Consider the following 12,342-nt stretch of genomic DNA (forward strand, 5'->3'; position numbering starts at 1 on the left):
GGTTCCTTACTGGTCAAGGCGTTGTCGGATCAGGAGACACGTCAATGCTGGATGCGTATCACACCCCGTTGGTGGACCGAGGTGACCTTCGGCGCAGCCCGCGTTGAGCGCCGGCACCCCGAAAGCTCGTCAAGCTGAGACAGCCGCGCCGCAGTTCCGTCACCGCGCCGAGCCGACGGGGATGTCGTCGATGTTCAGCCGCAACCAGACGTCGTCCACGAAAACGTTCAGGTCGGGGCCCCGGCCGACCACCTGTGCCGTTCTGGGCAAGGGCCGCCCGTCCGGCCCGGCCAGCCGGTACTTGCCGGTCACCTGGAACCGGTCGCCGTCCAGGACGCCGACCACCAGACGATCGTGGTCGGGCCGGTAACCGCCGTACAACGCGACGCGGGACCCACCGACCGCGAGGGCCTTGGCGCCGCGAACGTCGTTGTGCCATCCCGTCACGGCGCCGTCGTGGACCCGGACGATCGGAAAGTCGTCGTAATAGCAGGCCCACGCCGTGTCGCCGTCGACGTTGAGTGCGTAGCAGTCCTCGATCGACCCCCACGCGCTGTCGTCCGGCAGAGAAAACCGCCAATCCTGGGTCAGGGCGGTGGAGAAGCGCGTCAGCCCACTCGCCCCCAGCGGAGGCCGGCCTTCCGAATCGCCCCAGCCGAAGTTGCCGTAGATCCCTTCGTCGAAGTATCCCACCCACGTCTCGCCCCGGCGGGTGGTCTGCACGTGCTGGATGCCGTCACCGACGGTCTCCCCGAACACCACCGCTCCGTCGGAGTCGTACACGATCGCGTTGCGGTCCGGCCCTTCCGGCCGCCACCTGCACCGGGAGCCGACCACGAGCACCTGGCCGTCGGGCAGCGGCTGAACGGTGGGGTACGCCACCGAAAGAGACCTGATCCGCGCGGCGATGGCCATGTCCGGCGTGTGCACGGTCACGCGTGCCGTCACGGGCCTGGACGTCCGGGGCTCGGGGAAGGTGGCGCCTCCCGGCGTCGTCGTCCGCACCGTGAGTTCCGACAGGTCCTCCGGTGCCGCCCACAGCGCCACGACCTCGCCCGACGGGCCGGCCGACGCGGACACCAGTTCATCGCCCGCTTGCGGCGCCACGAGCCGCGAGTGGTGACGGGCTCGGAGAGTCCCCTGCCGTGCCTTCTTCTGCCGCCGCTGAGCCCAGCCACTGATCACTGACACATTCGATCACGGGACCTACCAGCCGACGGCGGCGCCGTCCTTGCGGTGATCGGACGCGGCCCGGTAGATCCCGTTGACCGGTCCGTTCGCCCCGGTCGACGCCGGCCAGTCGCCCGGGCGCTCCGGGGTGAACGCGATCGCCTGGTAGCCGCCCATGCTGCTGCTCGACGGCGGGAGGAGGTGATGGCCCATCGCGGCGAGCGAGGCGCCGACCAGTTCGTGCAGTTCCCGTTCGAGGACAAGGCGATCGTGGAAGTGGTCGTGGTGGAAACGAGCGGCGTCGGTGGCGGCCTGCGGGTTCATGCCGAGGTTGACCATGTTGACCATCTCGAGCGCCTGGGCCTGGGCCTGTTCGCTGCCGCCCATGTTGCCGAAGGAGAGCACGGGCCTGCCGTCACGCGTGACGAAGGCGGGCATGAGGGTGTGGAAGGGCCGTTTGCGGGGCGCGACGATGTTCGGCGAGGCGGGGTCGAGGTTGAACAACGCGCCGCGGTTCTGCAGCGGGAAGCCGTAGCCGGGAACCGTGACTCCCGAGCCGAACGTGTCGAAGTTGCTGTAGATGAACGATGTCATGTTGCCCCAGTGGTCGGCGGTGGTCACGTAGACCGTGCCGGAGTTGACCGCGCCGGGGACCTGGGGCGGGTGGGCGCGGGCCGGGTCGATCCGGCGGCACAGGTCGGCGGCGTGCGCGTCGGAGAGCAGCATGTCCAGTGGTACGGGGACGAATCGCGGGTCGCCGTTGTAGCGGTTCAGATCGTCGTAGGCGAGTTTCTTGGCCTCGATCAGCAGATGCCAGAACAACGGCGACCGCGGCCCCAGCGTGGCCAGGTCGTGGCCCAGCACCGGGACGAACTGCTTGATGACGTTCAGCATGATCAGCGCGGCGAAGCCCTGGTTGGCCGGTGGCAGCTGATGCATCCGATAGCCGTGGTAATCCACCGAGATGGGTTCGACCCATTCGGCGTGGAACGCGGCGAGATCGTCCGTGGTCATCGCGCCGCCGAGGCGTCGGCTCTTCGCGACGACGGCTCGGGCGATTTCGCCGCGATAGAAGGCGTCCCGGCCCTGCCGTTGCAAGGCGCGGTACGCGCGAGCGAGGTCCGGGTTGCGGAAGATCCCGTACAGCGGAGGCACGTTCCCGTCGACCAGGAACGTCCGCGCCGAATCGGGATCCTTACGCAGCAGTTCGACCGCGCCACCCCAGTCGTGGTGGATGCGCTCGGTGAGCCCGAAGCCCTGCGTGGCCAGTTCGACCGCAGGCTGCAGCACGACGTCGAAACGCTTGCGGCCGAAGCGTTTCAGCAGCTGGTCCCAGCCCTCGACCGCTCCTGGCACGGTCGCCGAGTCGATCCCCGTGTAGGGCATGCCGTTGGCGGCGGTGCGGCCTCGCGCGCGGAAGTACTCCGGCGTCCACGCGGCGGGCGCCCAGCCGCTGGAGTTGAGCCCGTACACCCTGCGGTCGGCGGCGGAATAGTGCAGCGCGAAACTGTCCCCGCCGATGCTCGCGCTGCCCTCCTCGACCAGTCCGAGCACGGCCGCGGTGGCCACCGCGGCGTCGGCGGAGGTGCCGCCCTCGGCGAGGATCTTCAGCCCGGCCTGGGCCGCGACCGGCTGGCTGGTGGCGACGACGCCGTTGCGCGCGACGACCTCGGCCCGGGTCTGCCCGCCCCAGCCCGCCGGACGGTCTCCGCGCACGGCGGCGACGGTGATCCCGGGTTCGGGGACCGCCGCGGTCGGCATGCCGAAGGGCGTCGCGCTGAGCGTCGGCCCGGTGGCAGTCCCCGGTCCGGCCGCCGCCGCGACGGCGGGACTCCCCTCGCCGAGCGCGGCCGCCGCGAGGGCCGCGCCACCGGCCTTGAACAGATCCCGGCGCGAAGGCCTGACCGGAGTGTCCACGAGCCCTTCCTTTCCCGCCGGGCGCGTCGGAAAGCCGCCTCGTCGAGCCGAGATCGGTAACCTGCCGGGATCATAGGCACCGTGGCCGGGGAGTTGTCCAGACAAATCACGCGGTCGGCTCCGGGCCTTCCGGCATCGGCGGCACGCTTTCGGCTAGATTGCGAGAGGTGTTCGGCCACGTGAAAAGGCAGCTCCGGCAAGTCGGCGAAACCGATCGAGAACTCGTCCGGCTCAGTGCCGCGCTCCCCCGCACCCGGGCTGACGACGTGCTCACGGCGGTCAGCGTCGCCGCGAACAAGGGCAGGCTGTGGTGGGCGGTCGGCGCCGTCCTCACCGCGCGCAAGGGCGCGACCCGCCGAGGCGCGTTGCGCGGGGTCGCCGCCATCGCGGGTGCCAGCGCGTCGGCGAACCTCGTCTGCAAGCTGCTGTTTCCCCGCCGGCGACCCGCCGCCGAAGAGGTTCCGGTGCACCGGAGGCTCACGAAGCGACCGACCTCTTCGTCGTTCCCGTCCGGGCACGCGGCCTCCGCCGCCGCGTTCACCACGGCCGTCGCCATGGAATCGCCGAAGGCCGGGCTCGCGATCGCCCCGCTGGCCGCCGCCGTCGCCTACTCCCGGGTGCACACCGGCGTGCACTGGCCGAGCGACGTGGGTGCCGGGGCACTGATCGGCGTCGCCGCCGGGCTCGCCACCCGGCACTGGTGGCCGCTGCACCCCGACGTTCCCGCTCGCACCGCGCACGACGCCGAAGCGCCGCTCATGGTCGACGGCGAGGACATGCTCGCGCTGGTCAACCCGAGCTCCGGGGTCGACGGGCAGGACCCCACCGAGGACGTCCGCTACGCCTGGCCCAAGGCGACCCTGATCTACCCCGACCCTGCCACCGACATCCGCACCCAGCTCGAATCCGCGATCGCGGCGGCGGGCGGTACCGTCCGCGCGCTCGGTGTCGCGGGCGGGGACGGCACCGTCGCCGCGGTGGCCTCCGTCGCCGCCGAGCAGGGACTCCCCCTCGCTCTCATCCCGGCGGGCACGCTGAACCACTTCGCGCGCGACGTCGGCGTCCGCTCGATGCCCGACGCCGACGAAGCCACCGAAAACGGCTCCGCGGTCGGAATCGACCTCGGCGAGGTCGAGGTCGACGGGCCCAGCGGCCCCGACCGCCGGTGGTTCGTCAACACCGCCAGCCTCGGCGGCTATCCGGAAATGGTGCGGGTGCGGGAAAAACTCCAGGAGCGGCTGCCGAAATGGGCCGCGGGCGTCATCGCGCTCGTCCGCACGCTCCGGCACGCGAAGCCACTCCAGATCGAGCTCGACGGCAAACGGACCGCGGTATGGCTGATCTTCGTCGGCAACGGCACCTACGCGCCGAAGGGCGTCGTGCCCAGCCGCCGTCCGGCACTCGACACCGGCCTGCTCGACGTCCGGTACCTGCGCGCCGATCTGCCCTACTCGCGGGCCCGGTTCGTGCTCGCCACCCTGACCGACTCGCTCACCGCGAGCCACGTCTACCGGGAAGCGGACGTGTCGGAACTCGACGTCCGCGTGCTCGACGGAAACCGCAGGATCGCCACCGACGGCGAGGTAGGCCCGCTCGGCAACCACTTCCGCTTCCGGTCCCGCCCCCGCGCGCTGACCATCTACCGCAAGCCCTAGGGCGACACACCCCGGACCATCCGAAATCGATGGCCAACGCAATTCCCGCGCAACCATTCTAAAGTCGTGAATGGCACATTGAGGACGTTCAACGCCGCGAATGCGCCATTCACGGCGCTTTGACCTGGCACGGCAGGGTCCATCCTTTCGTAGGTACAGCACCAGGGTCGCCCGTTCTACATTGAACTCGCGCCGATTCTCCCGGTGCACACACCCCCACCGTTATTTCTTTTTCTGCATGCCCGAAGAAGGAGCCGAAATGCAGATCAGAAAATCATCGGCCATTGTCGCCCTGCTCGCCGCGGCCGGACTGGCGGCGACCGTCACCCAGGCTTCCGCCGCCGTGGACTCGCCGAAACACCATGCCAAGCACGGCATGGGCCTCGACCTCGCCGGGCTGAGGGCCGCCAAGGCGTCGAACGCCTTCACCGCGCACGCCGCCGCGCTTCCGGTCCGAGAGCGCATCGGCGCGCCGCCCGCCAGCTACGACCTGACGCAGTACGCGTTGTCGCCCGGCGACCAAGGGCAGGTCGGCTCCTGCGTGACCTGGGCTACCGGCTACACCGGATACGGCGTGCTCATGAAGGAACAGGGAATCGCCGGCTCGCCGATGGCCCCGATGTTCATCTACTCCCAGATCGCCAAGGGCAACGACCAGGGCACCTGGGCCTCGGTCGCGCTCCCGATGGAGCAAAAGCAGGGCATCGACACCAAATCCCACTACTGGCAGGGCGACTTCGACTACACCACCCAGCCCGACCAGTCCGAGCGCACCAACGCCGCGCACTACAAGCTGTCGGGCTACACCGAACTTCCCACCAGCGGCAGCTCGGCGAAACAGGCCATCGAAAACGCCATCTCGCAGGGGCAGCCGGTCCCGATCGGGTTCAGCGTCCACCAGAGTTTCATGGACCTCGACAGCTCGACCGCGAGCGACTACTCGTACCTGCCCGGCGACTCGTCCAGCGACCCCGTCGTCGGCGGCCACGAAGTGACCATCGTCGCCTACAACCAGCAGGGCGTGAAAATCGAGAACAGCTGGGGCAGCGGCTGGGGCGCGAACGGATTCGTGACCGTGCCGTGGGAATTCTTCAACACCGGGGACGTGGACGAAATCCACGCCATGGGCAAGCTCGTCCAGAACTGAACGCCCAACCCGGATGCCGTGAAGGCCTCCTTACCGACGCCCAACGCCGGTAAGGAGGCCTTCACGGCGTCACAGTCGTCCGAACATGGGAGGAGCACAGCGGATTCGGACATAAGGTATCGTTCCGATGCCCGAGTTGCATTACTCCGTTCAGTGGCCGTTGAAATGGTGTCACGCGGGCTACGATCCTGACGCGCGACAACTCAATGATCCATCGAAAGGAGTGCCATGCTCGGCACGCTGGTCATAACCAGTCTAATCCTGTCCTCGTTCGCCGCGCCCGCCGCCTCTCCGACAACGTCGGCGCCGACCGAAAAGATCACCCTCGACATCAGGACGATCAACGGCTCCGGCTGCCCGGCAGGAACGGCCACCGCAGCAGCGGACGTCGCGCCCGACAACACCTCTTTCACCGTGTACTACAAGAACTTCAAGGCGCGCGCCGGTGATGGCGCACCTGCCACCGACTTCCGCAAGAACTGCCAGATCAACGTCCTCGTGCACGTTCCCCAGGGCTTCACGTACGCGATCGCAAGCGTCAGCTATCGAGGTTTCGCACATCTTGAAAATGGCGCAAAAGGACTGGAACAGGCGAATTACTACTTCACCGGAACTAGCCCAACGGCGCGCATCGCGCACCCGCTGAACGGCCCATTCCACGGGGCATGGGAAATGACGGACACCGCGGACGTGCTCGTCTACGCGCCCTGCGCCGAGGAACGCAATCTGAACATCAACGCCGAACTACGCGTGAACGCGGACGCGGCCGCGGCGAATTCGGTCAGTTACATCGAAATGGACTCCGAGCACGGGAGCGTGGACACCATTTACCACTTCTCCTGGAAGCGCTGCTGAGCCCCACCCCCACGGAGCGCAGGCCGTGGTCCGTGAATGCCACATTGAGGAACTCTGATTCCCTCAATGTGGCATTCACGGACTTCACGACGAGCTGCTTCAGACCGTCCCCCGCTCGACGGCCCGGCCCGTCATCCGGGACCGCAGGCCGTCCAGCAGCAGCTCCAGCGCCAGTTCGAAGTCGGCGGGCCCGCCCGGCGCCTTGTCGATCGCGCCGGCGCTCGCGGCCTGCAACGCCGTCTGCTCCTCCACGGTGTGCCCGAAGACGAGGTGCAGGAGCGCGCGAGTGCCGACGTCGACGAGATCATCGGGCAGGCCACCGTCCCGCAACGCCCTGCGCAGCTGGTTGGCGGGCTCGCCCGCGCCCAGCCCGAAGGTGTACCCCGCGACGACCACCTCGGCGCCGTCCCGGTAGGCGAGCATGGCGTCCCGCAGTTCGTCGCAGACCTCGACCACGCGCCGGTCCCACGCCCGGGCCCGGCGCGGCCGCCTGCCCCTGGCCAGAATCTCGTCGGCCACCGCGGCCAGCAGCGTCTGTTTGTTCGGCACATGGTGGTAGAGCGCACTCGGCTGCACGCCGAGGTCGGCGGCCAGCCGCCGCATCGTCAGCGACTCCAGCCCGTACTCGTCGAGCACCGTGATCGCCCGGTCCACGACGTCCTTCCGGTGATAGCGCACGCACACCCCTCCCGTTGACCTCTCGACTCCCCCAGTTTAACCTGAACGCAGTTCAGGTGAACGCCGTTCAGGTCACGGAGCCACCCAACGCCGGGAGAAGAACCATGAAAACCGCCTTCCACCAGCTCGCCGAAGAGATCCTCGCCGGGATCCCTGCCACGCCCGAGGACGCCCTCGCGGTGCTGCGCGCCGACGACGCCGAGCTGATGTCGCTCGTCGCGGCCGCCGGCACCCTGCGCCGGGCCCACTTCGGCAACACGGTGAAGGTGAACTACCTCGTCAACCTCAAGTCGGGCCTGTGCCAGGAGAACTGCAACTACTGCTCGCAGGCGCTGGGCTCCAGCGCCTCGATCCTGAAGTACTCGTGGCTGTCCACCGACGAAGCGCTCCAGCAGGCCGGTGCCGGGCTGAGCGGCGGCGCGAGCCGGGTGTGCCTGGTCGCCTCCGGCCGCGGACCGTCCAATCGGGACATCGACAAGGTCACCTCGATGGTCGGCGAGCTCAAGGAGCGCTACCCCGGCGTCGAGGTCTGCGCCTGCCTCGGCCTGCTCGCCGACGGCCAGGCCGAGCGCCTCAAGGAAGCCGGGGTGGACGCCTACAACCACAACATCAACACGGCCGAGAGCAACCACGAGAACATCGTCCAGACGCACACCTACGCCGATCGCGTGGCCACCGTGGAGAAGGCGAAGGGCGCGGGGATCTCGCCGTGCTCTGGCCTGATCGCCGGGCTCGGCGAGACCGACGAGCAGCTAGTGGAGGCGTTGTTCGCGCTCAAGGAACTCGACGCGGATTCGATCCCGGTCAACTTCCTCATGCCCTTCGACGGCACCCCGCTGGAGAACATCTGGACGCTCTCCCCCATTCGCTGCGTGAAGATCCTCGCGATGGCCCGTTTCGTCTGCCCGGACAAGGAAATCCGCATCGCAGGCGGCCGCGAGATGCACCTGCGCTCGCTGCAGCCGATCGCGTTGCACATCGCCAACTCGATCTTCCTCGGCGACTACCTCACCTCCGAAGGTCAGGAAGCCAAGACGGACCTGGAAATGATCCGTGACAACGGTTTCGTCGTGCTGGGCTCCGAGGAAGACCTCGCCCAGCGGGTCGAGCAGCCCGCCGACCCGGTGATCCGGCGGCGGGGCGCCGGGACCGACGTCCTGCCCAACGCGTGAGCGCCCCGGACCTGCTCGCGTTCGACCGTGAGCACCTGTGGCATCCCTACACGTCGATGACCGATCCGGTGCCGACGCGGCTGGTCACCGGCGCGTCCGGGAGCCGGATCACCCTCGACGGCGTCGGCGAGGTGGTCGACGGAATGGCGTCGTGGTGGTCGGCCATCCACGGCTACCGGCACCCGGTGCTCGACGAGGCGGTGCGCCGCCAGCTCGACCGGATGGCGCACGTGATGTTCGGCGGCCTCACCCACGAGCCCGCGGTCGAGGTCGCCCGGCGCCTGATCGACCTCACGCCCGCCGGGCTGGACCGCGTTTTCCTCGCGGATTCCGGCTCGGTGAGCGTCGAGGTGGCGATGAAGATGTCGCTGCAGTACCAGCGCGGCACCGGCCGTCCGGAGCGAACCCGGTTTCTCACGGTGCGCGGCGGCTACCACGGCGACACCTTCGACTGCATGACCGTGTGCGATCCGGACGGCGGCATGCACACGATGTGGTCCGGAGTCCTGCCGCAGCAGGTGTTCGGCGAACGCCCGCCCCGCTCCGCGAACGACGTCGATGCGTGGGCGACGGGGTTCCGTGAGCTGGCCGCCGAACACGCCGACCGGCTCGCGGGCCTGATCGTGGAGCCGTTGCTGCAAGGTGCTGGGGGTATGCACCCGTACGCCGCCGACTGCCTCCGCGTCTTCCGTGAGGTCGCCGACGAGCACGGTCTCGTGCTGATCTTCGACGAGATCGCGACCGGTTTCGGCCGTACCGGAACGCTTTTCGCGTCCGAAGCCGCCGATGTTCGCCCGGACGTGTTGTGCGTCGGCAAGGCACTCACCGGCGGCTACCTGTCGATGGCGGCCGTCCTGTGCACGGCCGAGGTCGCCCGCGGTCTTTCCGCCAGCGATTCCGGGGTTCTCATGCACGGCCCGACGTTCATGGGAAATCCGCTGGCCTGCGCGGTCGCGGCCGCCAGTCTCGACCTGCTCGCCGACGGGGATTGGGCGGCCGACGTTCGGCGGATCAACGCGGGATTGCAGGCGCTGCACCAGATCGAGGCTTCCGACGTGCGAGTGCTCGGCGCGGTCGGCGTGGTCCAGCTCGATCATCCCGTCGACACGGAGAAGGCGACCGACGCGGCACTGGCCCACGGCGTGTGGCTGCGCCCGTTCCGCGATCTGATCTACACCATGCCGCCGTATGTGTGCACGGAGGAGGACATCGCCGCGATCTGCGCGGGGATCGCGGCCGCCGCGGAGGTCGCATGACCGGCTGGACGGACTGGTTCGCCGAACAACGAGCCACACGCGAGGAAGCCGGGCTCCAGCGCACCTTGCGTCCGCGAGCGGCCGACGACGACGTCATCGACCTCGCGGGCAACGACTACCTGGGCTTGAGCCGCCACGCCGAGGTGCGCCGCGCGGCCGCCGAAGCCGCCTTGACCTGGGGCGCGGGCGCGGCGGCCTCCCGGCTGGTGACCGGCACGACGACACTGCACACCGAACTGGAACGCGAACTCGCCGAGTTCACCGGGCGCGCGGCGTCGCTGGTCTTCTCGACCGGCTACCACGCCAACCTCTCGGCCGTAACAGCGTTGGTGGACAAGCATTCCCTCGTCGTCTCCGACGCGCACGCACACGCCTCGCTCATCGACGCCGCCCGGCTTTCCCGCGCCGCGATCGAGGTCGTCCCGCACAACGACGTCGCGGCGGTGCGGGCCGCGCTGTCCCTGGCGAACGGCAGGCGGGCGATCGTGCTGACCGAGTCGATCTTCTCGGTGCTCGGCGACGCCGCCCCGATCGTCGAACTGGCCGGGGTCTGCGCCGAGCACGGCGCGCTGCTGCTCGTCGACGAGGCACACGGACTCGGGGTGGTCGGCGACGGCGGTCGCGGTCTCGTCCACGCGCGCGGTCTGGCCGGGCACCCGAACGTGGTGATGACCGCGACGCTGTCGAAATCCCTTGGTGCGATGGGCGGTGCGGTGCTCGGCCCGGCCGCGCTGATCGACCACCTCGTCAACCGGGCCCGTCCGTTCATCTTCGACACCGGCCTGGCGCCCGCGCCCGTCGCCGGTGCGTTGGCCGCGCTCCGCCTGCTGCGCCGGGAGCCCGATCTCCCTTCGCGGATTCACTTGCGTGGCGCGGAATTGGCCGACCGGCTCGGCGTGCGGCCGTCGGCGGGCGCGGTGCTCTCGGTCCCGATGCCTTCGCCGCAGTGTGCCGTCGCCGCCCAGGCTTCGGCGCTCGCGGCCGGAATCCGGGTCGGATGCTTCCGGCCGCCGTCGGTGCCCGACGGCGTCTCGCGGCTCCGGATCACCACCCAGCTCGGCGTCACCGAGGCTCAGTGGGAACACGCGGCGGACGCACTGGCCCGCATCGTCGGCGAGCGAATCTACGCGAACGCTGTCTCCACTGGATGAGGTCCATAACTCATAGCGAACTCATAGCGGACCGTCTTGTTCGGTCCAAGCCACCTGAGACGGGCGCAGCCCAGACACCAGGAACTCGTGAGCGGCCTTCCTGGCCGTCTCGACCGGGATCTCCGCGTCGGCCGGGTACTCCCGGGGGTTGTTCATGTAGTAGTACAGGACTTCCCCCCCGGGCGGGAGCGGGAATGTTCCGCCCCTCGAGTACGCCCCGTTCGGCGCGTCGTCGCCGACGTAGCGCAGGGTTGCCCGTTCGCCGTCCAACCCCACTTCGAGCCACGACTTGTCCGGATCGCCATCCGTGTACAGCTCGGCAAGCGTCGGACCGTTCATCGCCGCCACGGTGTCCAGAACTCGGTCGAGATCATCCGCTGTGGTGACTGTGGTCGCTCCGTTGGCGTTGCGGTCGTACCAGGCTTCGATCATGGCTTCTTTCCCTGTCCCAGGTAAGTTGTCCCCGTCGCTTGTCCGTCCGGCGAAGTCCCGTACACGGTGAGCGCGCTTCCTTGGGGCAAGATCTTAGGTAACAGCGTGTCACAGCCGAACGGCCCTATGCACACTTCGTTGTTGACAACCACAGTGGCGTTGGTGATGCCCTGATTCCGCATGTGAACGGCTAGCTTGACCTCAACGTCGGCGACTGTGGCGGGCATCCGCCGGGCTCCCTGGTCCTTGAAGAACTGGACGGCTGCGGCTTCCATCTCGTCGCGTCCACTCACGATGTGTCCTACGTCCCCCTCGCCCGAGCCGGCGACCCACTGCCCGTGCGTCTTTTGTCGCTCCTCCGGCTGGACAGGCCGGGGAAGCGCTCGTCTCAGCTCGTCGATGCGTGCTTGAGAAACCGGGGCGGGCTTCGCTTGCGCTGGTGTGGTGTGCACACCAGGTCGGCCACGGGCGATCGTCCGCTGTGCCTGCGGAGCGGCTTGCGCATTCGATGGGCTCTGCGCTCGTCCTAGGCTCGCCAGATAGGCCCGTAGCCCTTCAGCGATCTCGCTGATCTGCCCGGCCTGCTGCTCAGCCTCCGCTCGGGCTTGCTCGAACATCGCCGGAATGTCGGCGATCGCACTCCCTGCCGTCTGCGCGGCGAGGATCGTAGCCGCCTCGGCGACGCCTGCGGCAGCGTGGATGGCCGCCTCCTGCGCGGCATCGATCGCTGCGATCGCCTTGGTTACCGCGGCGACAAGGTCGGCTAGAGCGCTCACGCCTCAGCCCCCTCAAACCCGAGGAATAGCGTTGCGACCAGGTTCTACCGGCCGGAACGCTCACGAGCCCTTCGGCGCTCCTGATGCGCGGCGGTCATGCGCCCCAATGTGGCGTTCGGTGCGTTGGACGCAC

Annotated in this window: 11 protein-coding genes; 6 read left to right on the forward strand and 5 right to left on the reverse strand. The window is 68.8% G+C overall.

The annotated features are described in order from the left end of the window. Window positions 1–159: 159 nt before the first annotated feature. Window positions 160–1,191 (reverse strand): hypothetical protein, encoded by a 1,032-nt coding sequence (locus tag ACFW0G_RS20185; protein WP_378326867.1) that lies wholly within the window; start codon window positions 1,189–1,191, stop codon window positions 160–162. A gap of 15 nt (window positions 1,192–1,206) precedes the next feature. Further along, window positions 1,207–3,087, reverse strand: a complete 1,881-nt coding sequence (locus ACFW0G_RS20190) for a gamma-glutamyltransferase family protein (RefSeq protein WP_378326868.1) — start codon at window positions 3,085–3,087, stop codon at window positions 1,207–1,209. Window positions 3,088–3,266: 179 nt separating this feature from the next. On the opposite strand from ACFW0G_RS20190, the gene ACFW0G_RS20195 reads away from it, so the two are divergent. From ACFW0G_RS20195 to ACFW0G_RS20205, 3 genes are all read left to right on the forward strand, one after another. Continuing rightward, a complete protein-coding gene (locus tag ACFW0G_RS20195; RefSeq protein ID WP_378326869.1) occupies window positions 3,267–4,742 on the forward strand; it encodes a bifunctional phosphatase PAP2/diacylglycerol kinase family protein in 1,476 nt (491 codons plus the stop codon). 259 nt (window positions 4,743–5,001) lie between these two features. Beyond that, on the forward strand, window positions 5,002–5,889 hold the full coding sequence (locus ACFW0G_RS20200; RefSeq protein ID WP_378326870.1) for a C1 family peptidase: 888 nt from the start codon (window positions 5,002–5,004) through the stop codon (window positions 5,887–5,889). Window positions 5,890–6,117: 228 nt separating this feature from the next. Continuing rightward, complete coding sequence (locus ACFW0G_RS20205) at window positions 6,118–6,744, forward strand: DUF4360 domain-containing protein (RefSeq protein ID WP_378326871.1); 627 nt, start codon at window positions 6,118–6,120, stop codon at window positions 6,742–6,744. Window positions 6,745–6,843: 99 nt separating this feature from the next. Here the strand turns inward: ACFW0G_RS20205 and ACFW0G_RS20210 are convergent, their stop codons facing one another. Continuing rightward, on the reverse strand, window positions 6,844–7,422 hold the full coding sequence (locus ACFW0G_RS20210; protein WP_378326872.1) for a TetR/AcrR family transcriptional regulator C-terminal domain-containing protein: 579 nt from the start codon (window positions 7,420–7,422) through the stop codon (window positions 6,844–6,846). A gap of 104 nt (window positions 7,423–7,526) precedes the next feature. Between ACFW0G_RS20210 and bioB the strand changes: the two genes are divergently transcribed. Genes bioB through ACFW0G_RS20225 form a run of 3 tightly spaced genes read left to right on the forward strand, consistent with a single transcriptional unit; the run spans window position 7,527 to window position 11,001 of the window. Further along, window positions 7,527–8,594 carry a biotin synthase BioB gene (bioB, locus tag ACFW0G_RS20215; protein WP_378326873.1) on the forward strand — a complete coding sequence of 356 codons (1,068 nt, stop codon included), beginning with the start codon at window positions 7,527–7,529 and terminating at the stop codon, window positions 8,592–8,594. Then, on the forward strand, window positions 8,591–9,850 hold the full coding sequence (locus tag ACFW0G_RS20220; protein ID WP_378326874.1) for an adenosylmethionine--8-amino-7-oxononanoate transaminase: 1,260 nt from the start codon (window positions 8,591–8,593) through the stop codon (window positions 9,848–9,850). Before bioB ends, ACFW0G_RS20220 begins: the two co-directional genes overlap by 4 nt. After that, window positions 9,847–11,001 (forward strand): 8-amino-7-oxononanoate synthase, encoded by a 1,155-nt coding sequence (locus ACFW0G_RS20225; protein ID WP_378326875.1) that lies wholly within the window; start codon window positions 9,847–9,849, stop codon window positions 10,999–11,001. The genes ACFW0G_RS20220 and ACFW0G_RS20225 overlap by 4 nt, the downstream gene beginning before the upstream one ends. 21 nt (window positions 11,002–11,022) lie before the next feature. Here the strand turns inward: ACFW0G_RS20225 and ACFW0G_RS20230 are convergent, their stop codons facing one another. After that, window positions 11,023–11,433 (reverse strand): Imm1 family immunity protein, encoded by a 411-nt coding sequence (locus tag ACFW0G_RS20230; RefSeq protein WP_378326876.1) that lies wholly within the window; start codon window positions 11,431–11,433, stop codon window positions 11,023–11,025. Further along, window positions 11,430–12,209, reverse strand: a complete 780-nt coding sequence (locus ACFW0G_RS20235) for a DddA-like double-stranded DNA deaminase toxin (RefSeq protein WP_378326877.1) — start codon at window positions 12,207–12,209, stop codon at window positions 11,430–11,432. The genes ACFW0G_RS20230 and ACFW0G_RS20235 overlap by 4 nt, the downstream gene beginning before the upstream one ends. Window positions 12,210–12,342 lie beyond the last annotated feature (133 nt).

It is taken from the genome of Amycolatopsis sp. NPDC058986, assembly GCF_042741125.1.
In the GTDB taxonomy this organism is placed as follows: domain Bacteria; phylum Actinomycetota; class Actinomycetes; order Mycobacteriales; family Pseudonocardiaceae; genus Amycolatopsis.